The sequence below is a fragment of the Pseudomonas sp. Marseille-QA0332 genome (genome assembly GCF_054950175.1).
In genome coordinates this window covers 1,205,637-1,230,852 of sequence record NZ_CM143106.1, presented here as the reverse complement: position 1 = coordinate 1,230,852, position 25,216 = coordinate 1,205,637, and the positions used below count along the sequence as shown (strand labels likewise).

Genomic DNA, 25,216 nt, shown 5'->3' with positions numbered 1-25,216 from the left:
CTGTCCTGTATCAAACCACTTGTACGCCGTTCTGCACCCAGAGATGGTGGCTCGGATCCTCCTGTGGCGTGTATTGAGTGTAAGTCAGGCCGTCGGACAGTTGCGTCCCTTCGGCCGTCCAGTTGCCAGACATGTGAACGCTGTCCTGTTCCGTGCCCTTGATCAGCAGCGTGTCCTGGTCGGCGTCGGTGATGGCCACCAGGTCTTCGAGGCTGATGGTCAGATCGACGGCGCTGTCAGCGTTGAGGTCTATGACCTCGAGGCTGCTCAATCGATCCTGTAGCGAACCAAGGTCGATCGCCGCGTCGCCGCCAGCCCAGAGCAGGGTGTCGGTACCGCTGCCGCCGGCCACCGAGACGAAGTCCAGGTCGCTGACGACCAGGGTATCGTCGCCGGCACCCGCATCGAGCGTGACGGCGCCGGCGTGGCTGGCATCGAGCGTGTCATCGGCGTCGGTCCCGGCCAATGCGTCCTCGCCACTGCTCGCCGCCAGCGTGGCGAACGTCGAGTCGTCGCTCTCGACGCTGGCCACGGCCATCCGCGCGCCGCTGGCACCGGCCTGGTCGAGGTCGATGGTCAAGGTCGCGGTGTCGCTGGTGCCGTTGGGGTGGGTCAGTCGGTAGGTGAAGACATCGGACTGGCCGATCACCGTGGAGCTCAAGCCTGAATTGAGCGCGTAGGTGTAGCTGCCATCGGCCTTGACCAGCAACGTGCCATAGGTGCCAGCAACGCTGGTGCCGTTGTAGCCAGGCTGCACATAGCTGCCGGCGGCCAGCACGGCCAGCGTGGTGAAGGCCGAGCCGAGCACGTCCGCGCCGCCGCCTGCGGTATCGGTGAGCAGGTTCCCGGTGACCGGGGTGTAGCTGCCGACCACGAACTGGTTGGTATGGGTGGCGACGTTGGTGACGCTCAGGCCGATGCTGCTGATCACCGACAGGCCACCGACCGAGAGGGTGACCCGATAGCTGCCAGGGGTCTGGTCCTCGATCACCACGCCTTGGCTGCCGCCGCCGAGGCTGATCAGCGACCCACCGGTCCAGTTCTTCACCAGCACGTACTGGCCGGTCGCGGTGTTGAGCTTGTACAGGTTCAGGTTCACCGAACCGGCCAGCGAGGCAAGGCTAGCCGATGTCAGGGTCAGGGTCAGATCGCTGATGGTGTTGGCAGCTACCGAGAAGTTGTAGGCGCCATTGCCACCGAGGCCGACCAGCGACGTGACGCTGCCCAGGTTGGTGGTCGTGGTGGTCACCAGGTTGGCCAGGGTGATGCCGGTGCTGGCGATGTCGTTGGTGGCATCGACCACCAGCGCCGGGGCCGCCAGGTTGGCACTGTTCCAGACTTCGGTGGCCTGCGGGCTGTCGATCCGCACATACAGCGTCGCGGTGTCGCTCAGGCCGTTGGGGTGCACCAGCTGGTAGTTGAACACGTCGACCTTGCCGACACTGCTGGCGCTGCTGTTGGCCTGGTAGCTGTAGGCACCCTGACCATTGATGGTCAAGGTCCCGTACAGTCCCTGGACGACGATGCCGCTGCCCGCGTTGACGTACCCGGAGCCGCCATTCTGCACCCGCAGTACCGCGCCGTTGTCCGGCCCGGTGATGTCGGCGGTACCGTCGACACCGATGTCGGTCAGCACATTGCCAGTGACCGCGGCGCCAGCCGTGCCCTGGAACTGGGTCAGGCTGGTGACGTCCAGGCGCAGGTTGGAGACGATGTTGGTGACCAACGTCAGGCTGTTGCTGGCGAAGTTCAAGCGGTATTCACCGGCCTGCAGGGTGCCCGCGCTGATCCGCACGCCAGAACCGGCCAGCACCTCCAGGTTGAGCAGGCTGCCGTTGGCGCTGGCCGTGCCGATGGTCTGCCAGGTACCGCTGGCATCCTTGACCTGCAAGGTGAAGGTGGCATTGGTGTTGAGGTTGAGCACGCCGCCTTCGTTCAGGGTCAGGGTCGGCCGGGCGGTGGTGCCGCTGGCCACGGTGAAGTTGAAGGTGTGGCTGAAGCCCAACCCGATCAAGGTCGGGAAGGTTTCTACCTTGGTGGATGAGGTAGTGATCGGCGCCAGGGTGACCGTGGCCACCTTGAGGTCATCGCTGGCCACCACTGGACGATCGAAGTCCACATCCGGTGCCACCAGGGTCGCGGCTGGCGACTGGTTGCCACGGCCGTCGACGACATTCACCGTCAGCGTCTCGCCGTTGATCTGCGCGCTGGCGAGGGTGACGCTGAAGGTACCGTTGGCGGCCACGCTTGCGGTGCCGAGCACGCTGCCGGTGGCGCTCTTGACGGTGACGGTGGCCCCCGCTTCGCCAGTGCCGGAGAGGGTCAGCCCATCGGTGCTCAGCCGTAGCGCACCGGCGGCGGCCGGAGGCGTGAGGTCAGGCGCGTTGATGGTCAGCGTCGGCGAGACGTTGCCGGCCGGATCGAGCTGGGTGATGGCCAGGGCCTGGTAGTTGGTCAGTGGCGGGTTGAGCGCCAGCGCCCGGGTCCCGTTGGCGGCCACCACCGCCGTGCCGAGCTGGCTGCCGCCACTGCTGATCACGATGCGGTCGCCGGCGATACCGGTGCCGCTGACCAGCGTGCCGGAGGCATTGACCAGCGCGCTGGACGGCGCCACTGGCGGCGTCGTGTCTGGCGCGGTCACCGTGGCTGGCGCCGAGACGTTCTGCGCGGCATCGGCCAGGCGCACGTTGAGCAGCTGCCCATCGTTCTGGGCCGGCGTCAGGGTGACCGTGAACTGCCCGTTGGTCCCGACGGTAGCGGTGCCGAGCACGGTGCCGGCGGCATTGGTCACCGTGACCCTGGCGCCGGCCTCGCCGGTACCGGTCAGGCTGGCGCCGCCGGCCGCGACGGCCAGGTTGCCGGCCAGCGCTGGGGGCGTGGTGTCGCTGGCCGTGGCACTGACGGTCGGCGACTGGTTGCCCGCCGCATCGGCCTGGCGCACGGTCAGTACCTGGCCATTGGTCTGGGCGCTGGCCAACAGTACGGTGAAGCTGCCGTCGGCTGCTACCCGGACACTGCCCAGCGAATTGCCGGCCGCGTTGGTGACCGTGACGATGGCGCCTGCTTCCCCGTTACCGGTCAGCTGCAGGCCATTGCCAACGATCGCCAGGTTGTTTGGCGCCGCGGGTGGCGTGGTGTCGGGCGCTGTGAGGCTGGCGACCGGCGAGGCGTTGGTGGCGGCATCGGTCAGCGTCACGCCCAGGGCCTGGCCGTTGACCTGCGCCGGGCTGAGCACGATGCTGAAGGTACCGTTGGCTGCCACCACGCCAGTACCGATCACCGCGTTGCCGCTGGTGACCTGCACCGTGGTGCCAGCTTCGCCGACCCCGGTCAGCAAGGTGCCGGCCGCGTTGAGCACCAGGTTGCTGGCGGGCGCCGGTGGCGTGGTGTCCTGGGCGGTCACCTGGACCGCTGGCGAGGTGTTGGCGCTGGCATCGACCTGGATTGCGGTCAGTACCTGGCCGTTGGTCTGCGCCGTGCCCAGGGTGACGCTGAACACACCGCCATTGGCGACCTGGGCGCGGCCCAGTTCGACACCTGCGCTGTTGCTGATGATCACCGTGGCGCCCGCTTCACCCGTGCCGGTGACTACCGTACCGGCGCTATTCACCGCGACGTTGGCCAAGGCTGCCGGCGGCGTGATGTCGTCGGCGGTGATGAAGGTGGCCTGGGAGCCGACCCCGCCGAGCAGCAGGTAGGAGGTGACCGACAAGGTCTGCCCGTTAGCCTGTGGCGGATCCAGAGTGATGCTGAAGGCAGTGTCGGCACCGATGGTGGCCGAACCCAGCAGCACCGAGCCATCCGCGCTGCGTACTTCGACGCGGGTGCCCAGCGGCGCGCGTCCGCTCAGCACGCTACCTGTCTCGTTCAAGGCCAGGTCGCTCGGCGCCTCGGGTGGAGGGGCCAGTGGCACGATCAACGTTGTCGCAGGCGACGGATTGTCGCTCTCGTCACGCTGGATCACGGCCAACAGCTGGGCCGTGAAGACTTGCTCGGTGAGGTCCACCACGAAGGTGCCATCGGCTGCCACCACTGCTGTGCCGATCTGCCTGCCGTTCAGGCTGACGAAGACGGTGGCGTCCGCCTCGCCGAACCCGGACAGCTGGGTGAAGCCGGTGTTGAGCCGCAGGTCGGTCACCGGGCCGGGTGGGGTGGTGTCCAGCGATTCCACCAGCAGCGGCTGCGAAGTGTTGTCGGCCGCGTCGGTGACCGTCACGGTCAGCACCGCGCCGGTGTTCTGGTCCGCCTCGAAGACCACGGCGAACTGGCCGTCGACGCCGGCCGTGGCGGTGCCTATCGGCACACCACCGGCAGTGACGCTCACGATCGCGCCGGCTTCGGTGACGCCGGTGATGTAGCCAGGCTGAATGTCGGTGATCCGCGGCTGGTCTGGAGCGGTCACGTCGGCAGCCACCAGCTCTGCGGCCGACGAAGCGTTGCCTGCTTCGTCGGTCTGTACCACGCTCAGGGTCTGCCCGTTGAGCTGAGCAGCGTTGAGCGGCACCGAGAACCTGCCGTCGGTGCCCACCTGTACGCTGCCGAGCGTACCGGCCGCGCTGGTCACGCTCACCGTGGCGGACGGCTCGCCCGTGCCGACCAGGGTCAGGCCATCGACGCTCAAGGCCAGGTTGGCCACCGCGGCTGGCGCAGTGACGTCGTCGGCCTCGAACAGCACCGTCGGCGAGAAGTTGCCGGCCGGGTCCACCTGCAGGATGCTCAGCACCTCGCCATTGAGCTGCGCGCCCGCCAGGTCGACGCTGAAGGTGCCGTCGGCGTTGACTTGCGCCACACCCAATACGGTGCGGTCGGGGCCCAGCACCTGGATCCGGGCGCCGGCTTCGCCAGTCCCGGTCAGCGTCAGCCCGCTATCGCTCAGCGCGATCGCGGCGGGCGCCGCGGGGGCAGTGGTGTCCGGTGCAGTCACGGTGGCCACCGGCGAGCCGTTGTCGGCGGCATCGGTCTGGATCACGCTCAGTTGCTGGCCGTTGAGCTGGGCCGTGGCCAGGTCGACCGTGAAGCTGCCGTCGGCTGCGACGGTCGCCGTGCCAAGGCTGGTGGTGCCGAGCAGCACTTCGACGCTGGCGCCGGGTTCCCCGCTACCGGTGACCTGGTTGCCTGCCGCGTTGATCGTCAGGTCGCCGACCGGTGCCGGCGCGGTGATATCCGGTGCGCTCAGGTCGCTGACCGGGGAGAGGTTGCCGGCGGCATCCACTACCACGACTTGTAGCTGCTCGCCGTTGACCAGCGCGGGCTCGAGCACCAGGGTGAAGGTTCCGTCGGGGTTGACCGCCACGGTGTCGATGACCTCTGCGCTGACCAGGCTGACCCGGACTTCGGCGCCGATCTCTGCGGTACCGGTGATTTGCGTGCCCGCGGCGTTGATCTGCAGGTTGGCGACCGCGGCCGGTGGCGTCAGGTCAGGTGCGCTGAGGGTGGTGACCGGGCTCAGGTTGCCCTGGGCATCGGCCTGCTGAACCTGCAGCGACTGCAGGTTGATCTGTGCAGTGTCGAGGGTCACGCTGAACGTGCCGTCGGCCAGCACCTGCGCACTGCCCAGCACGGTACCGGCGGCGCTGCGCACGGTGACCGTCGCGCCCGGTTCGCCAGCGCCACTGACCACGCTCCCGGCAGCGTCAATGACCACCCCTTGCAGGGCCAGCGGCGCGGTACTGTCAGGGGCTGTCAGGCTGGCCACTGCAGAAGCATTGCCGCCACGGTCGACCTGCACCAGTTCGAGGACCTCGCCGTTGGTCTGCGCTGGCGTCAGCGTCAGGGTGAAGGCGCCAGTCGGGCCTACCACCACGGTGCCCAGGACATCGCCGAAGGCATTGCGCGCGGTGACCGTCGCGCCTGCCTCGCCACGCCCCGTGATGGAGGCACCGGTGCCGTTGAACACCAGGTTGCCAAGTACGTCGGGAGCCACGCTGTCCGAGGCGGTCGCATCAGCGATAGGCGACACGTTGCCCGCGGCATCGGTCAAGGTGACGTCCAGCTCCTGGCCGTTGATCTGCGGCGGCGTGATCGACACCGAGAAGCTGCCATCGACCCGGACCACGCCGGTGCCCAGCACCGTCCCGGCGGCGTTGCTCACGGTCACCGTGGTGCCAGCTTCGCCACGCCCGCTCACCAAGGTACCGCTCGGGTTGATGGCAACCTCGGTGGGCGCCAGCGGTGCCACACGGTCTGGGGCAGTGACGGTGACGGCCGGCGACTCGTTGCCGGCAGCGTCGGTCTGGGTCAGGCTCAGCACCTGGCCGTCGAGCTGGGCAGTTCGCAGCGTGGCGCTGAAGCGACCATCGGCCCCAACCACGGCGGTGCCCAGGTCTTGGCCATCGGCAGCGCTGATGGTCACGGTCGCGCCGGCTTCGCCACGGCCGCTGACGGTCAGCCCGTCCACGGACAGTCGATAGTCGGTCAGCGCCACCGGTGCGGTGACGTCGGCGGCAGTGACCTGGGCCGACTCCGAACCGTAGCCTTCGGCGTTGCTGGCGCTGACGGTCAGCACTTGACCGTTGAGCTGGGCAGGGCTGAGCAGCACCCTGAAGCTGCCGTCGGGGTTGACCAGAGCCGAACCGAGCAGTTGCCCGTCCTGCCCGTGCACGGCCACGCTCGAACCCGGCGTGCCGCTACCGGTGAGCGTACGGCCGTCGTTGGCCAGCGCCAGCTCGCTGGGCGTGGCCGGAGCCAGTTCGCCGGGGGAGGTGACTTGCGCGGGCGGCGAGTCGTTGCCTGCCTGGTCGCTTTGCACCACGGTGAGCACCACGCCTGGGCTAACCGCCGGCACCAGGGCCACGCTGAAGGTGCCATTGGCGGCTACCGTGGCGGTGCCCAGAAGCGTACCCGCGGCATTGATCACGGTGATCTCGGCACCTGGCTCGCCAAGCCCGGTCAGCGCCGCGCCATCGGCTGCGACGGTGAGGGCCGAGGCGGCCAAAGGCGCGGTGCTGTCGCCCGCGACCAGGACGGCGCTCGGCGAGGCATTGCCCGCGGCGTCGCGGGCAGTGACGTCGAGGCTCTGCCCGTTGACCTGGGCTTGGCCCAAGGTGACCTGGAACTGGCCGTTGCCAGCCACCACGCCGCTGCCGAGCACTCGGCCCGCGGCATCGCTGACGGTCACGGTACTGCCGGCTTCGCCACGCCCGGTCACCTGCAGGCCATTGGCGCTGATCGCCAGGTCGGCGGGCGCCTCCGGCGGCACCCGGTCGGGTGCGGTGAGGGTGACCGACGGGCCTTCGTTGCCAGGTGGGTCTTCCTGGTTGATGGTCAGTATCTCGGCGTTGATCTGCGCCGTGCTCAAGGTGACGCTGAACGAACCGTTGGTTCCCACCAGCGCGCTCCCCAGTTCGCTGCCATCGGCCCCGCGCACGAACACCGTGGCGCCCGGTTCGCCCTTGCCGGTCACGATCAAGCCATCGGCGTTGATCGCGACGTTGGTCAGGGCCGCTGGCGCGCTGATGTCCGGCGCGCTCAGCAGCACTTCGTCCGAGACATTGCCCGCGGCGTCGCGCTGGGTGACTTCGATCGTCTGGCCATTGGCCGGAGCTGGCACGAGCGAGGCACTGAACTGGCCATTGGCAGCGACGGTGGCGGTACCGATCAAGGTGCCGTCCGCCCCGCGCACTTCCACGACCGCGCCTGCTTCACCGCGACCGAGCAAGATGCTGCCATCGCCACTGAGGGCCAGCTCGGTCGCCGCAGCCGGCGGCGTACGGTCGGCGGTGGCCAGGTCGACAGGTGCCGAAGCATTGTCGCCGGCGTCGACCAGCAGCACCTGCAAGGCGGCACCGGTCAGCTGCGCTTGTGGCAGGGTCACGCGGAAGTTGCCGCTCGCGTCCACCGTGCCGCTGGCCAGCAGCGTGCCGCCAGGCTCGCGGACTTCGACCGTCGCGCCGGCCTCGCCGCGGCCACTGACCACGGTACCTGCCGCGTTGATGGCGACGCCGGTTGGCGCCTCGGGCGGCTGGAGGTCCGGCGCGGTCACCGTCGCCGCGCCAGAGACATTGCCGGCTGCATCGGTCTGGACCAGCGTCAGCGCCTGGCCGTTGGCCTGGGCCGGCGTCAGGGTGATGCTGAACGCACCGCCAGCGGCCACCGTCGCCGTGCCCAGCACGCTACCGGCAGCGTTGCTGACCGTCACTTGTGCACCGGGCTCGCCACGGCCACTCACCGCGCTGCCGTCGCTGGCCACTTGTAATGTACCCGGTGCCTGCGGCGCGGTGGTGTCAGCGGCCACCAGCGTGCTCGGTACCGATGCCTGGCCACCGAGGCTGGCACTGGCGAAGAGGGTTTCACCGTTGGTCTGGGCCGATGCCAGGGTAACGCTGAAGGCGCCGTCGGCACCCACCACGGCCGAGCTGCCAAGTACCTGATTGCCGGCGCCGGTGACCGTGACCGTGCTGCCGGGCGTCGCTGTACCGGTCAGGATGGTGCCGCCAGCGGACAATGCCAGGCCAGTTGGCGCACTCGGTTCGGTCCCGGTCGGGCCGGCCAGATCGACGTCCGCCGCTTCGTTGCCGGCCGCATCGCGGGTCGAAACGCTCAAGGCATCGCCTGGCACGGCTGCCGGCTCGAGGGTGATGACGAAGACGCCCGTGTCATCGACGCTGACACTGCCCAGCGAGGTGCCTGCACGGCTCACGCTGACGATGCTGCCTGGCTCGGCGCTCCCCGACACCTGCGAGCCGTCGGCGCTTATCTGCAAGTCGGTGGCCGCAGAGGGCGGCGTGACGTCGTCGGCAGTGACGGTCAGGGGTACCGAAGTGCGGCCATCGGTGCCGATGACTACCACCTCGAGGGTCTCCCCATCGAGCTGCGGCGTATCCAGCGTCACCTCGAAGGCGCCACCGGCCGGAACCGTCGCGCTGCCGATCAGACTGCCATCGGCAGCCCGCACCTCCACGGTCGCGCCAGCCTGGGCGGTACCGCTGAGCAAGGTGCCGGTCGCATCGATGGCGGTGTCGCTCGGCTGTGCCAGGACGACTTCAGGCGCATTGATTGTCGCGGCGGGTGAAGGGTTGTCGCTCGCGTCGGTCTGGACCACGCTGAGCGCCTGGCCATTGAGTTGCGCTGGCACCAGGGTGACGCTGAAGCTGCCATTGGCGGCCACCGTGGCGCTGCCGAGCACGGCAGCACCAGCTCCGGTGACCGTAACCGTGGCGCCGGGCTCGCCGGTGCCGCTCAAGCTCGTGCCATTGGCCGCGACCGCCAGGTTGGCCACGGTGGCCGGGGCGGTGCTGTCCGGCGCGGTGAGCGGCGCGGAGGCCGATTCGTTGCCGCCGCCGTCGATCTGTACCACGGTCAAGGCTTGGCCATCGAGCTGGGGCTCGTCCAGGGTGACGCTGAAGCTGCCGTCGGCACTGACCACGCCAGTACCGATCTCGTCGCCTGCGCCGTTGCGCACGCTGATGGTGGCCCCAGCCTCGCCAGTGCCGCTCAGGCTGACGCCGTCGGCCGCCAGCGCCAAGCCGCTGGCCGCGGCTGGGGGCTGCACATCAGGCGCAGTGATGGCGAAGGTTGGCGATACATTGCCCGCGACATCGGTCTGGGTCAGGGTCAGTGCCTGGCCGTTGGCCTGCACCGGAGCGAGACTGATCTCGAAGCGACCGTTGCCGCCCACCACGCCCGTGCCCACCACTTCGTTCGCGGCGTTGCGCACGAGGACGGTCGCGCCGACCTCGCCGTTGCCCGAGGCGACCGAGCCGTCGGCGGAAATCGCCACATTGATCAGCGCGTCGGGCGGCGTGAGGTCCGCGCCGGCGGCAGTGACCGGCTCGGACAGGTTGCCTGCCGGGTCGGCCTGGACCACTTGTACAGGCGCATCCGCCGCGGGCACCGGCGACAGCGTCACGCTGAAGCTGCCATCGGGTGCGACCGTGGCGCTACCGATCAGGGTGCCGGCATTGTCGCGCACGCTGACCTGCGCGCCGGGCTCGCCGGTACCGGTCAGCACGTCACGAGCGGTATTGAGCGTGGCGTCGAGCACCGGGTCTGGCGCGAGCGTGTCAGGCGCGACGAAGCCGACCGGCGCGCTGTTCTGACCGGCAGGCGTGGTGGCGACCACCTGCAGCAACTGGCCATTGTTCTGCACACTATCCAGCGGCACGCTGAAGCGGCCATCCATGGCGACCGTGGTCGAACCCAGCAGCGTACCCGCTTCGTCGCGCACCGTGACCGTGGAGCCGGCCTGGCCAATGCCGCTGAGCTGGGTCCCGGCCGGATCGAGCGCCAGGTCGCCTGGCAGCAGCGGATCGGAGACGTTCGGCGCGGTGATCGCAGCCGGCGTGGAGACGTTGCCCGCGGTGTCGGTCAAGGTGACTTGCAATGGCTGGGCCTGGTTCTGCGCGGTATCGAGCGTCACGCTGAAGCTGCCCGTCGGACCGACCTGGCCGGTACCGATTACCGCCCCGTCGGCATCGAGCACGGTGACGGTCGCACCGATCTCGCCGCGCCCGGACAGCAGCACCCCGTTGGGGTTGATCGTCAGGTCGTCGGGCTCGGCCGGGGCGGTGGTGTCTTCGGCCGTGATGGAGGTCGGCAGCGATGCTTCACCGCCTGGCGCGACCAGCACCACGTCGAGCTGTTCGCCATTGGTGCGTGGGGTATCCAGCGGCACGCTGAAGGAGCCGTCGTCTGCCACGACCACGCTGCCGATCACGTTGCCCGCGCCATCGCGGACCTCGACGGTGCTGCCCGCGGTACCGGTTCCGCTGACCGTGGCGCCGTCGGCAGCAAGGGTGACCTCGGTTGCCGGGGCCGGGGCGCTGGCATCGGGAACCGTGACCGTCGCCTCGGCCGAGATCAGGCCGGCGCCATCTTCCTGGATCACCGACAACAGGGTGCCTTCGGCCACCGGGGGCGCCAGCGACACGAGGAAGTTGCCATCGGCACCCACCGTGCCGCTACCGAGCAGCGTGCCGGCCTGGTCGCGCACGCTCACCGTCGCATCTGCCTCGCCCTTGCCAGCGAGGCTGTTGCCCAGCGGGCTGGCCACTAGTGCGGTGACCGGCGTCGGTGGCGTGATGTCCGGCGAGGTCAGCACTTCGACTGGCGCCAGGTTGCCGCTCGCGTCACTCACCAGCACGTCGACCGGATCACCGTTGGCCTGGGCCGGATCGAGCCCGACATTGAAGGTGCCGTCGGCAGCGACCACCGCGGTGCCGAGCAGTACGCCTGTCAGGCTGCGGATATAGATGCGCAGGCCCGGCGTGGCGCGGCCGCTGAGGAACTGACCATCGTTGCTGAACGCCAGCTCGGTGGGCGCCTGTGGCTGGCCGAGCAGCGGGGCGAGCAGGCTCGCCACCGCAGAGGCGTTGCCGAAGCTGTCGGTCAAGATCACGTTCAAGGGCTGACCGAGGTCTTGCGCCGGAGCCAAGGCCACGCTGAACAGGCCATCGCTGCCAACCAGCCCGGTGCCAAGCACCACGCCTGCGGTTGTAGTCACGGTAACTTGCGCGCCAATTTCCCCACGGCCAGTGAGGATGTTGCCGCTGGCATCGATGGCCAGGTCGAGCGCCACCCCAGGCGGGGTAGTGTCGGCTGGGGTGCCGGGCGCCGTGATCGGCGTGGACGGCGAAGCGTTGCCGGCAGGGTCGAGCGCCACCACGTTCACTGGCTGACCCTGGTCGAGGGCGGGGAGCAGGGTGACGGTGAAGTTGCCCTCGGCATCGGCCACGGCAGTACCCAGCAGGGCGTTGCCCAGCCCCCGGACCTGGATGGTCGTGCCGGCTTCGGCAGTGCCGCTCAGGCTCGCGCCGTCGGCGCTGAACTGCAATTGGGCCGGCGCGGCGGGCGCAGTGATGTCCGATGCTTCGAAAGTGAGCGATGGCGAGGTGCCGGCCGCATTGCTCAGGGTGACCGTGAGCACCTGGCCGTCGAGCTGGGCGCTGTCGAGGTCGACACTGAAAGTGCCGTCGGCGTCCACCAGCGCGCTCCCCAGCACTGTCCCGTCGGCGGCGCTGACGGTGACGCTGGCCCCTGGCTCGCCGGTGCCACTGAAGGTCAGGCCATCGGCGCTCAGTTGCAGCGCGGCAGGCACCGCTGGCGCGTCGGGGCCATCAGGCGCCGTGGTGGAAGCGGCGGCCGACGCATTGCCGGCAGCATCGGCCTGGGTCACCGACAGCGCCTGTCCCTGGACCTGGGCGGGGGCCAGCGTGACGCTGAAGGTCCCGTCCGATCCGACCAATGCGCTACCGAGCAGCGTGCCGTCAGCGCCGCGCACAGTCACGGTGGCGCCGGCCTCGCCGAGGCCGGTCAGGCTCAGGCCGTCGCTGCTGACCAGCAAGCCGGTCGCGATACCAGGGGCGGTCAGGTCGGCGGCGAGCACCGAGGCAGACGGCGAGGCATTGCCAGCAGCATCGGTGAGTACCACGTTGAGAGTCTGGCCATTGAGCTGGGCGCTACCGAGGACAACGGTGAAGGTCCCATCGGGCGCGACCTGGGCCGTGCCCAGCACGACGCCACCATTGCCCAGGACCGTGACGCTCACGGTCGAGGCGGGCTCGGCAGTGCCGCTGAGGCTCAGGCCGTCGGCGCTGACCAGCAAACCGTTGGCCACGGCAGGTGGGGTGATGTCGGCAACGGTCAGGGTCGTGGAAGGCGAAGCATTGCCAGCGGCATCGGCCTGGACGATGGTCAAGGTCTGACCATCGAGCTGGGCGGTGGCCAGCGGCACGCTGAAGCGGCCGTCGGCAGCCACTACGGCGCTGCCCAGCAGGCCACCATCCGCGCCCCGTACGCTGACCGTGGCGCCGGCCTCGCCGGTGCCTGACAGGCTCAGGCCGTCGGCGCTGACCACCAGGCCAGAAGGCACGCCTGGGGCTTGGGGACCGGCCGGAGCGGTGGCGCTGGACACGGCGGACAGGTTGCCGGCCGCATCGGCCTGCTCCACGGACAGCAGCTGGCCGTCGACCTGGGCGGTATCCAGCGTCACGCTGAAGTTGCCAGTGGCATCGACTTGCGCCGTGCCTAGCACGCGCCCATCGGCAGCGCGCACGGTGACTGCGGCCCCCGGCTCGCCGGTACCGCTCAGGGTCAGCCCATCGCCGCTGACCTGCAGGTTGGCGGGGGCGGCCGGGGCCGTGAGGTCGGCAGCGACCAGCGCGGTGGATGGCGAGGCGTTGCCGGCGGCATCGGCCACCACGACATTGAGGGTTTCGCCATTGAGCTGGGCAGTACCCAGGGGAACGCTGAACGAGCCGTCGGCCGCGACTATCGCCGAACCTAGCAGCGTCCCGCCCTGGCCACGCACGGTCACGGTAGTGCCGGCTTCGGCGGCGCCCGTGAGGGTCAGGCCATCGGCGCTGAGCTGCAGGTCGCTCGGCGCCTGCGGCGCATCGGCGCCCACCGGTGCCAGGGCACTGGACGACGGGGAAAGATTGCCCGCCGCGTCGACCTGATCGACGGTCAGGGTCTGGCCGCCCAGCTGGGTGGCGTTCAAAGACACGCTGAACGCGCCATCGGCAGCGACCAGGGCGGTGCCCAGCACGACCCCGGTCGGACCACGGACAGTCACGGTCGCGCCGGCTTCGCCGTTGCCGGTCAAAAGGGTGCCGTCGGCACTCACCTGCAGGTTGGACGGCGCGGCAGGCGCGGTGACGTCGGCGACCGTCAGGCTGACCGAAGGGGAGCTGTTGCCGTTCACGTCGGTTTGCACGACGCTCAGGGTCTGGCCATCCAGTTGCGCGCTGTTCAGCGGCAGGCTGAAGGTACCATCGGCAGCGACTACCGTCGTGCCGAGTACGCCGCCGTTGGCGTCGCGCACGGTCACGGTCGCGCCGGATTCACCGATGCCGGTCAGGGTCAGGCCGTCGGCGCTCAGTTGTAGGCCGGTCGGTACCGCCGGAGCATCGGCACCGACTGGTGCGGTGGCCGAGCCGGGCGCGGAGAGGTTGCCGGCGGTATCGCGCTGGGTCACGTCGAGGGTCTGGCCATCGAGCTGGGCCGCGCCCAGGCGGACGCTGAAAGATCCATCCGCAGCGACCACGGCGGTACCCAGCAACACACCGTCGGTGCCACGGACCAGGACGGTGGCAGCTGGTTCGCCGGTGCCGGTCAGGGTCAGGCCATCGCTGCTCACCAGCAGATCGGTTGGTGCGCCAGGCGCGGTGACGTCGGCGCTGACCAGCGAGGAGGACGGCGAGCTGTTGCCGTTGGCATCGGTGAGCGTGACGCTGAGGGTTTCGCCGTTGAGCTGCGCGGCGGCCAGGTTCACGCTGAAGGTGCCGTTGACCGCGACCAGCGCCGTGCCGAGCACGTTGCCATCAGGACCACGCACGGTCACGGTGGTACCGGGTTCGCCGCTACCGGTGAGAGTCAAGCCATCAGCCGACAGCTGCAAGCCGCTAGCCGGTTCCGGCGCCTCGGCGCCTTCGGGGGCAACGGCGATGACCACGGGCGAGACATTGCCAGCCGCATCGGCCTGCTCGGCACTGAGCACCTGACCTTGCAATTGCGCGCTGGCGAAGGTCACGCTGAACGTGCCATCCGCCGCAACCGGCGCGCTGCCCAGCACGGTGCCGTCCGGGCCACGAATGGTGACGGTCGCACCAGGTTCGCCATTGCCACTGAGGGACAGGCCGTCGTTGCTCACCTGCACGTTGCTCAGCGGCTGAGGCACGGTGACGTCCGCGGCAGTGAAGGGCGCTTCGGGCGACAGATTGCCGGCGCGGTCGGCCTGCTCGACCGTCAGGGCCTGGCCGTCGAGCTGGGCGGCGCCCAGGGTCACGCTGAAGCGGCCATCCGGTGCCACCACGGCGCTGCCCAGGGCGCTGCCATCGGCCGCGCGGACGATCACGGTCGCGCCGGCTTCGCCGCTGCCGGTGAGGATCAGGCCGTCGGCGCTCAGTTGCAGGTTGCCAGGCGCAGGCGGCGCGGTGACATCCGCGGCGGTGAGCGCAGCCGAGGGCGAATCGAGCCCATCGGCGCTGGTCTGCACGACTTGCAGGTTTTCGCCATTGAGCTGCGCGCTGGCCAGGTTGACGCTGAAACGGCCATCGGCGCCAACCACGGCCGTACCCAGTACGCTGTCATCGGCGGCGCGCACGGTCACGCTCGAGCCAGGCTGGCCGGTCCCGGTCAGGATCAGGCCATCGCCGCTCAGTTGCAGGCCAGCCGGCGCCGGTGGCGCCTCGGCGCTTTGCGGCGCGGTGGCGGTCACCGCAGGCGAGATATTGCCGGCGGCATCCGCCTGGACGATGGTCAGCACCTGACCGGTAAGCTGGGCGGTATCAAAGGTGACGCTGAACGCACCATCGGCACCCACCAGGGCGGTACCTAGCACACTGCCGTCGACGGCGCTGACCGTAACCGTGGCGCCGGGCTCGCCAATGCCGCTCAGGCTCAGGCCATCGTTGCTCACTTGGGTATTGCTCGGCGCTAGTGGCGCGGTGACGTCGGCAACCTGCAGGGAAGCGGAAGGCGACAGGTTGCCGGCGCGGTCGGCCTGTGTCACGGCCAGTCGTTGGCCATCGAGCTGCGCAGTGCCGAGCGCCACGTTGAAAGTGCCATCCGCGGCGACGGTTGCGCTGCCCAGGACCGCGCCCGAGGCATCGCGCACCGTGACGCTAGCGCCAGCTTCACCCGTGCCGGTGACCGTCAGGCCATCGGCGCCGAGCTGGAGGTTGGTCGGGGCCTGCGGTGCGGTGATGTCCGCCGCGATCAGCGAAGCGGATGGCGAAGTGCTGCCGGCCGCGTCGGTCTGCACCACGCTCAGTGCCTCACCGTCGAGCTGGGCGCTGTCCAAGGTCACGCTGAAAGTGCCATCGGCCGCGACCTGCGCCGTGCCTAGAACGCGACCGTCAGGACCGCGCACGGTGACGCTGGCACCGGGCTCACCGGTGCCGGTCAGGGTCACGCCGTCGGCGCTCAGCGCCAGGCCGGTCGGTGCCTCGGGCGCATCGGCGCCATCCGGGGCGAAGGCCGAGGCGCGAGGTGAGACATTGCCAGCGGCATCGGCCTGTTCTGCGGTCAACGGCTGGCCGTCCAGCTGGGCATTGGACAACACCACGCTGAAGGTGCCGTCGGCATTCACCACGGCGGTGCCTAGCACGGCGCCATCGGCCGCGCGCACGGTGACCTGAGCGCCGGGTTCGCCATTACCGGACAGGCTCAGGCCGTCGCTGCCGACCAGCAGGTTGGTCGGTGCTTGCGGGGCAGTGACGTCCGCAGCATTTAGCGTGGTGGAAGGCGAAAGGTTGCCGGCCTGGTCGACCTGTTCAACCGTGAGCCGTTGGCCATCGAGTTGGGGGCGGTCCAGGCGGATGTCGAAGCGGCCATCGGCGCCGACCTGGGCCGTGCCCAGCGCGCTGCCATCGGCGCCGCGCACTGTCACGCTGGCGCCCGGCTCGCCGGCACCACTGAGGAGCAGGCCATTGGCGCTCAGTTGCAGGTCTGTCGGAGCTGCGGGCGCCGTGACATCCGTAGCTACCAGGGAAGCGGATGGCGAAGTTTCGCCGGCCGCATTGGTCTGTACCACGGTCAAGGCTTCGCCATTGAGCTGGGCGGCATCGAGGACGACGGTGAAGGTGCCGTCGGCGCCGACCACGGCAGTGCCGAGCACACTGCCGTCCGCACCGCGCACCGTGACGGTGTCACCCGCCTCGCCGTTGCCGGTGAGGGTCAGGCCGTCAGCGCCGAGCGACAGGTCGGTCGGCGCGGCCGGGGCGTCGGCGCCATCCGGCGCCAAGGCAGAAGCACTCGGCGAAACATTGCCGGCGGCATCGGCCTGGTCGACGCTCAGCACCTGGCCGTCGAGCTGGGCCGTCGCCAGGGCCACGCTGAAGGTGCCATCGGTGGCGACTACCGCAGTGCCCAGAACGGTGCCATCGGCGCCACGCACGGTGACCGTGGCGCCGGCTTCGCCGGTGCCGGTCAGGGTCAGGCCGTCATTACTGACCAGCAGGTTGGTCGGTGCATCAGGCGCGGTGACGTCCTCGATACTGAAGGAAACGGTCGGCGAAACGTTGCCGGCTAGGTCCACTTGCTCGACGGCAACTGCCCGGCCATCGAGCAAAGGGCTGTCCAGGGCGACGCTGAAGGCACCGTTGGCGGCGACCACAGCGCTGCCGAGCACGCGGCCATCGGCGGCGCGGACGGTGACCGTGGCGCCAGGCTCGCCAGTTCCACTCAAAGCCAGGCCATCGGCGCTCAGTTGCAGATCGGTCGGTGCCGGGGGCGCAGTGAGGTCGGCAGCGGTCAGCGAGCCTGACGGCGAGGTGTTGCCGGCGGCATCGGTCTGGGTGACCGTGAGGGTCTCGCCATTGAGCTGGGCGCTGTCGAGGGTCACGCTGAAGCTGCCATTGGCGGCGACCACCGCGGTGCCGAGCACGGTGCCGTCGACGGCGCGCACGGTCACGGTATCGGCAGGCTCGCCATTGCCCGTCAAGGTCAGGCCATCGGCGCTCAGCGCCAGGTTGGTAGGGGCGGCCGGTGCGTCCCCGCCATCCGGCGCGATGGCCGAGGTGGGCGGCGAGACATTGCCAGCGGCATCCGTCTGATCGACGGTCAACGCCTGGCCTTCGAGCTGGGCGCTGTCCAACGTGACGACGAAGGTGCCGTCGGCGGCCACTACCGCCGTACCCAACACATTGCCATCGGCATCGCGGACGCTGACGGTAGCGCCCGGCTCGCCGGAGCCGTTGAGGGACAGGCCGTCCTGGCTGACCGAGAGACTGGTTGGCGCGGCGGGGGCAGTCACATCGGTGGCGGTAAAGCTGGCAGACGGCGAAACGTTGCCCGCTGGGTCAGCCTGCCCGATGCTCAATTGCTGGCCGTCGAGCTGGGCACTGCTGAGCTCGACGCTGAAGCGGCCATCGGCGCTCACTACGGCAATGCCCAGGACAGTACCTTCGGCAGTGCGCACGGTCACCGTGGCGCCCGGCTCGCCGGTGCCGGTGAGAACCAGGCCATCGGCGCTCAGTTGCAGATCGGTCGGGGCCAGGGGCGTAGTGAGGTCGGCGGCGGTCAGCGCGGCAGACGGTGAGGTGTTGCCGGCGGCATCGGTCTGGGTGACCGTGAGGGTCTCGCCATTGAGCTGGGCGCTGTCGAGGGTCACGCTGAAGCTGCCATTGGCGGCGACCACCGCGGTGCCGAGCACGGTGCCGTCGACGGCGCGCACGGTCACGGTATCGCCAGGCTCGCCATTGCCCGTCAAGGTCAGGCCATCGGCGCTCAGCGCCAGGTTGCTCGGGGCTTCAGGCGCATCGGCGCCGTCTGGCGCCAGGGCAGTGGCGGCGGGCGACAGGTTGCCGGCCGCATCGGTCTGCTCGACGCTCAGTCGCTGTCCCTCGAGCTGGGCGCTGGCCAGTTCGACGGTGAAGGTCCCATCGGCAGCTACCAGGGCAGTACCCAGCAGCGTGCCATCGGCGGCACGCACGGTCACGCTGGCACCGGGCTCGCCGAGGCCGCTCAGGCTCAGGCCATCGGTGCTGACCAGCAGACCGGTGGGCGCGGCAGGCGCAGTGAGGTCATTGGCGACCAGCGTGGCTGTTGGCGAAACGTTGCCGGCCGCGTCGGCCTGCTCCACCGACAGCAGTTGTCCATCGAGCTGGGCAGTACCCAGGGTAACGTTGAAGACGCCATTGGCCCCGACCACGGCGGTGCCGAGCACGTCGCCATTGGCATCGCGCACCGTGACGGTAGCTCCAGGCTCGCCGGTACCGGTCAGGCTGAGGCCGTCGTCTGCCAGCACCAGGTTGGCCGGGGCCTCTGGCGCGGTATCGTCGCCCGCGGTCAAGGACGCGACAGGCGAGACATTGCCGGCGGCGTCGGTCTGCTGCACCGAGAGCACCTGGCCAGCTGTCTGAGCGCTGTCCAGGTCGACACTGAAGCTGCCGTTGGCACCGACCACGGCAGTGCCGAGCACACTGCCATCGGCACCGCGCACGGTCACCCGAGCACCAGGCTCGCCAGTCCCGCTCAGAACCAGGCCATCGGCGCTCAGTTGCAGGCCGCCAGGCGCGGCCGGAGCGGTCGCATCCGGCGCGACCAGGGATGCGGCAGGCGAAGTGAGGCCGTCAGGGTTGGTCTGGACCACGTTCAGGGCTTGTCCATTGAGCTGGGGGCTGCCCAGCTGGACGCTGAAGGTGCCGTCGGCGGCGACTACGGCGGTACCCAGCACGCGCCCATCGGTGCTGCGCACGGTCACCGTGGCGCCCGGTTCGCCGCTGCCCGTCAGTGTCAGGCCATCGGTACTGAGTGCCAGGTTGGCAGGCGCGGCCGGCGCATCGGCGCCAACGGGCGCTACCACCGATGCCGCAGGCGATACGTTGCCGGCCGCGTCGGCCTGGGTGACCTGCAGGGTCTGGCCATCCAGCTGGGCGGCACCGAGCGTGACGTTGAAGGTGCCGTCGGCGGCGACGAGCGCGGTGCCGAGCAGCGTGCCATTGGCGCTGCGCACGGTGACCGTCGCGCCTGGCTCGCCGTTGCCGGTGAGCGCCAGCCCGTCGGCACCGACCAGCAGGTTGGTCGGGACACCAGGCGCGGTGGCATCGGCCGCGACATAGCCGGTCGACAGCGAGACATTGCCAGCCGCGTCGGCCTGCTCCACCGAGAGCATCTGGCCGTCGAGCTGGGCGCTATCGAGGGAGACGGCGAACGTGCCGTCGGCGGCGACCACGGCCGTTCCCAGCACATTGCCGCTGGCGTCGCGCACGGTCACGGTGGCGCCGGGCTCGCCGTTACCGCTCAAGGTCAGCCCGTCGGCACTGAGCGCCAGGTCGCTCGGCGCCGCTGGGGCGGTGAGATCGGGCAGGGTGACCGGTACGCCTTCGGATGTGTTGCCGTTGGGATCGGTCTGGTCGACGATCACTTGCTGGCCGTTGCTGGGAATGCCCTCGAGCGGCACCGAGAAGTTGCCGTCGGCTCCCACCACCGTGCTGCCGAGCAAGGTGCCGTCGGTGCCACGCACGTTGATGGTCGTACCTGGGATGCCCGTCCCGGTCAGGTTCAGGCCATCGTCCGACACGCTCAGATTGCCAGGTGGGGCGGGCAGCGGCGCCGCGCCATCGCCACCACCGCCACCGCCACCGCCGGAAGCCGCAGCGGCGGCGCCGCCCGCGCCGAGCAGCCCGAGACCTGCAAAGGCGAAGGTCTGGTTCGCCTCGATGACGCCTTCGCCTGCCAGCAGCTCGTCGAGCGAGGAGACCTCGGCGAAGGTGAAGCCGGTGAATGGTTCGTTGCTGTACTGGGCCTGCCACAGCGTGCCGTCTTCGCCGCTGAAGACGATATCGCTCTGGACACCGTCGGCGGAGGTGGCGAAGAAGTTGCCGATGTTCACCCGCTCGCCGGACTTGAGGTTGATGATCAGGTCTTGGCCATTTCGGCTCACGGAAGCGACCTGGGCGGGTGCGATGGGCATTTCCACCACGCCTGGCCCTGTCAACTGGAGATCGCCCCAAGCGTTGGCGGTGATCTGGGATGTAGCTTTGTCGGCAACGACGATGTTTTCCATGGCGACTCCTGTCCCGTTAGCTGAACTGCCGAAGTCGGACTCGTAGCCTTTCCAGCATCCCTGGACTCGCCTGTCGGCTGACCGAGGAAGGCACGATGAAGCTCCTGACTCCAGCCTTGATCGATGACCATCTGGATCCGATTTTTATAGTTCGAGAAATTTGGGAAGTCTGGCGTCAATTAAATGTCTGTCCCTGTATCGGTTTATTTTCTAGTTGGACCTCCTCGCTGGAGCGCTATGTAAAACGGGGGCTACAGGTGTATCAAAAACTTAACAACCATTCGTCGGGATTTTTCTACGACAAGAATTTGTCACTAGCAACGGCTTTCTCATTCCAAAAAGGAAAAATGGCCAGTTGCTATATAATCGCTTGATAGCACTTTGATATTAATTGGCGTGCAAGTTTTTTGCTGGATGCTATTCATTCGAACCTTTATTTGTCGCCACTGGTCAGTTGCCCTGTAAATAAAGCGAATCAGTACTGAATCGCTCACTCCGAATCCATGTACGACCCGGTGTCGTGCTTTCCGGAATCCACACGAGGTGATTGATCATGGCCAGCAATCAAAAAGGAAGTGGTAGCCACAGCGGTTCCAGCAATCCGGGGAACTTCGCCAACGACCGGCAGAAGGCTTCGGAAGCCGGACGCAAGGGCGGTCAGAGCTCGGGTGGCGCATCGAAGGACCAAGGCAAGGAATCCGGCCGCAAGGGTGGTCGCTCGTAAGTGAGTACGGCGCGGTACTCGCCCGGGTACCGCGCGCTTGATTCAGGAGGTTTCACATGCGAGCTGCGCTCACGATCTGCCTGTCGGGCAGCCTGGTCCTGCTTGGCGGCTGTTTCGACCGCTCCGACCATCCGGCAAAGGACTCGGACCCGAGCAAGCCTTCGCTGCAGATGCAGCAACCCGACAAACCGGTTACTCAGGCCGCGCCTGATCCCAAGCCGATGCCTTCCAAAGAGCAAGACAACTGATCCCAGGAGGCCGAGTCATGAATGTCATGACCCGAACGGTGACAAAGCCCTTGGCGCCCGCGACGGCATCTACCACGGCGGGCGCGCCGGATTCCTGCAAGGCGCGCTACCAGGCCCTGCTGGCTGGCGAGCCGGTCGATAGCGCGAACTGGCTGGCGGAGCTGCTCGAGCGGACCCGGTCGATGGCTGACGACTTGCCCGACGATCCGCAAGCGCTCGACCAGTGGACCGCCGACCACGCCGCCAAGGTGGCAGGCGAATACGCCGTCTACCTGCAGGCTCGCCAGCAAGGCGCGCCACGCCGTTATTTCGCCAACCGCTCCCAGGCGCTGTTTTTCCTCCAGCAAGTCGCACCGACCAAGGTGGTCGATGGCGCCTGGCTGCATAGCACCCTGAGTCACTGGCAGGACCCGCGCTATCACGGTCTGATCCGTACCTACCTCGAAGAGCTGGGCGACGGCGACCCACGAAGCAACCATGTGCTGATCTACCAGCGTCTGCTGAGTCGGCTCGGCTGCCTAGAACCCGTGCCGATGGATGATGCACGCTACCTGCAAGGTGCCGTGCAACTGGCCCTGGGCATGCACGGGGATGCTTTCCTGCCGGAGGTGATCGGCTACAACCTGGGCTACGAGCAACCTCCGCTGCACCTGCTGATCACCACCTACGAGCTGGCGGAGCTCGGGATCGACGGTTTCTACTTCCAGCTTCACGTGACGATCGACAACGCCGCCAGCGGACACGCGCGCAAATCCATCGAAGCCCTGCACCAGTTGTGCCCGGCGGAGGACGCCGCGCGCTTCTACGAACGCGTGCGCCAGGGTTATCGTCTCAATGATCTGGGCATCGACACCCCGTCGCTGATCGCCTCCTTCGACCTGCAACAGGAGCTGGTCGATGCCCTGGAGCGCAAGCGCGTGTTCGGCCAGTTCATGCACGCCGATCACTGTCGGCTGCAAGGGCGCACCATCAACCAGTGGCTGGCCCCTGGCGAGGACATGGCGAGTTTTCTCGAAGCGCTGCAGGCGCAGCGCTGGGTGAGGCGCGCCGCCGATCCGCTGGAGAGCCGCTTCTTCCGCCTGATGGAAGGCCCCACCGCGCCCATGTTCGGCGTCTTCAGCCCCTACGAGCGGCAGTTGTGGCATGACTGGATCGCGGCGGACTGGCAAGGCCCGGCGCCGCGTCGAGTGATGCCAGGCAGCTGGGAGGCGGCCTTGCAGATCGATGAGCAGGGCAGCCGCGCGCGCTCGCGCCTGTCGACCGCCGAACTCACCGAACAGATGGCAGGCAACCGGCATGCGCTGCCGGCCGGCCTGCTGGCCACTCGTGCCTATATTCGCCAGACCGGCCTCGCCGAAGGGAGACCTTGTTGATGCAGTTGTCCGAAGAGCAGATCCAGGCCGATACGGCCTTGCTGCAGCTCGGCCGTCGCCTTCAGGCCGACGGCTATCGCTTTACCAGCGTCACGCCCGCCACCCACGAGCGCAACAATGCCAGACCGGGTGCGCGGCAGGCACACACCTTGCGCGATGTGTTCGGCTGGAACCGGCCATTCGCGCCTTCATTGGTGTCAAGCGACGAACTCCAGCAGATGTGGAGCGCCAATGTGCTGAGCGACGAAGGCAACCTGCTGCGCAGCCAGGTTCGCTGGTCGAGCCTGGACGACTTGCTGCTGGTTCATTCCGGGTTTCCGACCGAGCGTACCGATGCGGTGTTCTTCGGTCCCGACAGCTACCGTTTCGCGCAGGTGATCGGCGAGCACCTGCGCGAGCATTACCATCGTGTCGAACATGCCGTGGATATCGGTTGCGGCAGCGGAGTCGGTGCCTTGCTGATCGCCAAGGCGGCCTCCCAGGCCCAGGTCAGCGCCATAGACATCAACCCGCTGGCTTTGCGCTACACCACGATCAACGCAGCGCTGGCGGGGTTGAAGAATGTTTCGGTGGCGCCAAGCGATATTCTCGATGGAGTCGCTGGCACCTTCGACCTGATCGTCGCCAACCCGCCCTACATGATCGACCAGCAGGAGCGGACCTACCGCCATGGCGGTGGCACGCTGGGCATGGACTTGTCCTTGCGTATCCTGGAGCAGTCCTGCCAGCGCCTCAGCCCCGGCGGCAGCCTGCTGCTGTACACCGGCATCGCCATCGTCGAGGGCCGCGACGCCTTCCTCGAGCAGATCCGCGAACGACTTGGCGGTCCTGGCTGGCAATGGGTCTATCGGGAAATCGATCCGGACGTGTTCGGCGAGCAGTTGCTCGAACCCGGTTACGAAGCGGTCGAGCGGATCGCGGCCGTGGCGCTCACCGTGACCCGGGCGCAGTAGCGCCATGACCCGCTCCGGCAGCGTGAGTATGGAACAAGAGCTTCCCGTCGAGCTGCTGGGCGGGCTGGCTTGCCGGTATGCGGCCGGTCGTCCCGGCACTGCCTGGACTGACCTGCCGATAATGACAACTGAGCCTGACAGAGGAGAACGCCATGGGCGAAGTATCGATGTATTTCTGGGTAGCGGTTGCAGTGATCATCCTGCTGGTGGACGTGTGGGCCATCGTCAGTGTGTTCCGTAGTCAAAAGTCAGAAGCCACCAAGGTGATGTGGGCCGTGATCATCCTCGCCTTGCCGGTGCTTGGCCTGGCGCTGTGGGGCCTGCTGGGGCCACGCGGCATCAAGCGCGGGACCGGACCGAGCTCTCCGGAACACAGCAAGGGCTGATCGGGCATGACCGTTGGTCGGGCCCTGCCGGCCTGAAGGCAAACCTGGCCGGCTGGCAGGGCCTCGAATGCCATGCAGGCGCCCATGGCGCGAAGAATCTTTCCACGGAGGTAGACATGCCTAGCAAACCACGCGATCAGTTCAGCATGCAGAACCCCCTGACGCAGTATCCCCAGCCGCCATTCGAGCATCAGCCGCAGCAGCCGCCTGGGCTGGACAAGGCGATGAAGCCCAAGCCCGATTGCGGCGAAGAAACCTACCAGGGCTTTGGCCGCCTGGCCGGGCGCAAGGCGTTGATCACCGGTGCCGACTCCGGCATTGGCCGCGCCACGGCCATTGCCTTCGCCCGTGAGGGCGCCGACATCGTGCTCAACTACATGCCGGTGGAGGAAGCCGACGCCCGCGAGGTGGTCAAGCTGATCGAGGCGGAAGGGCGCAAGGCCGTCGCGCTGCCCGGCGATCTCAAGGACGAGGCATTCTGCAAGCAGCTGGTCGATGAGGCGCACGAGAAGCTCGGCGGCCTGGATATCCTGGTCAACGTGGCCGGCAAGCAGGAGGCGCGCAAGGACATCAGCCAGGTGACCCACGAGCAGTTCGACCACACCATGAAGACCAACGTCTACGCGTTGTTCTGGCTGTGCCAGGCTGCCGTACCGTTGATGCCGGCCGGGGCCACCATCATCAACACCGCCTCGATCCAGTCGTACCAGCCTTCGGCGACCTTGCTGGACTATGCCACCACCAAGGCGGCCATCGTGGCCTTCACCAAGGCTTTGGCCAAGCAGGTGATCGAACGCGGCATCCGCGTTAACGCCGTGGCGCCGGGCCCGGTGTGGACCGTCCTGCAGCCCAGCGGTGGTCAGCCGCAGGAGAAGATCCCGGAATTCGGCAGCCAGACGCCAATGAAGCGTCCCGGGCAGCCGGCCGAATGCGCGCCGCTGTACGTGTTGCTGGCCAGCCAGGAGTCCAGCTACATCACCGGCGAGGTGTTCGGCGTCACCGGCGGCAATCCGCTGCCCTGAAGTCGGCTTCAAGCTGCACGCTTCGAGCCGCAAGCTGCACGTTGCAGCAAACAGCGAAGCCGGT

Annotated in this window: 8 protein-coding genes; 7 read left to right on the top strand and 1 reads right to left on the bottom strand. The window is 68.3% G+C overall.

The features are described 5' to 3' along the window. Positions 1-10: 10 nt before the first annotated feature. Complete coding sequence (locus ACY8GK_RS05830; protein WP_462402564.1) at positions 11-20,446, bottom strand: BapA/Bap/LapF family large adhesin; 20,436 nt, start codon at positions 20,444-20,446, stop codon at positions 11-13. 95 nt (positions 20,447-20,541) lie between these two features. Here ACY8GK_RS05830 and ACY8GK_RS05825 point away from each other — a divergent pair, with 95 nt between their 5' ends. From ACY8GK_RS05825 to ACY8GK_RS05795, 7 genes are all read left to right on the top strand, one after another. Continuing rightward, the gene (locus tag ACY8GK_RS05825) at positions 20,542-20,820 is read left to right on the top strand and encodes a hypothetical protein (protein ID WP_462402563.1); all 279 of its coding nucleotides are present in this window, start codon (positions 20,542-20,544) and stop codon (positions 20,818-20,820) included. 179 nt (positions 20,821-20,999) lie between these two features. Next, a complete protein-coding gene (locus ACY8GK_RS05820) occupies positions 21,000-21,170 on the top strand; it encodes a con-10 family general stress protein (RefSeq protein ID WP_196178670.1) in 171 nt (56 codons plus the stop codon). Between the two features lie 56 nt (positions 21,171-21,226). Next, entirely contained in the window at positions 21,227-21,418 is a 192-nt protein-coding gene (locus ACY8GK_RS05815; RefSeq protein ID WP_196178671.1) for a hypothetical protein, read from the top strand. 17 nt (positions 21,419-21,435) lie between these two features. Next, complete coding sequence (locus ACY8GK_RS05810) at positions 21,436-22,791, top strand: iron-containing redox enzyme family protein (protein ID WP_462402562.1); 1,356 nt, start codon at positions 21,436-21,438, stop codon at positions 22,789-22,791. Further along, positions 22,791-23,744, top strand: coding sequence for a methyltransferase (locus ACY8GK_RS05805; protein WP_462402561.1), 954 nt, complete (start codon positions 22,791-22,793; stop codon positions 23,742-23,744). Before ACY8GK_RS05810 ends, ACY8GK_RS05805 begins: the two co-directional genes overlap by 1 nt. 152 nt (positions 23,745-23,896) lie before the next feature. Further along, positions 23,897-24,130 (top strand): PLD nuclease N-terminal domain-containing protein, encoded by a 234-nt coding sequence (locus ACY8GK_RS05800; protein ID WP_196178678.1) that lies wholly within the window; start codon positions 23,897-23,899, stop codon positions 24,128-24,130. A gap of 116 nt (positions 24,131-24,246) precedes the next feature. Beyond that, entirely contained in the window at positions 24,247-25,152 is a 906-nt protein-coding gene (locus ACY8GK_RS05795; protein ID WP_196178679.1) for an SDR family oxidoreductase, read from the top strand. The last annotated feature ends 64 nt before the right edge of the window (positions 25,153-25,216 follow it).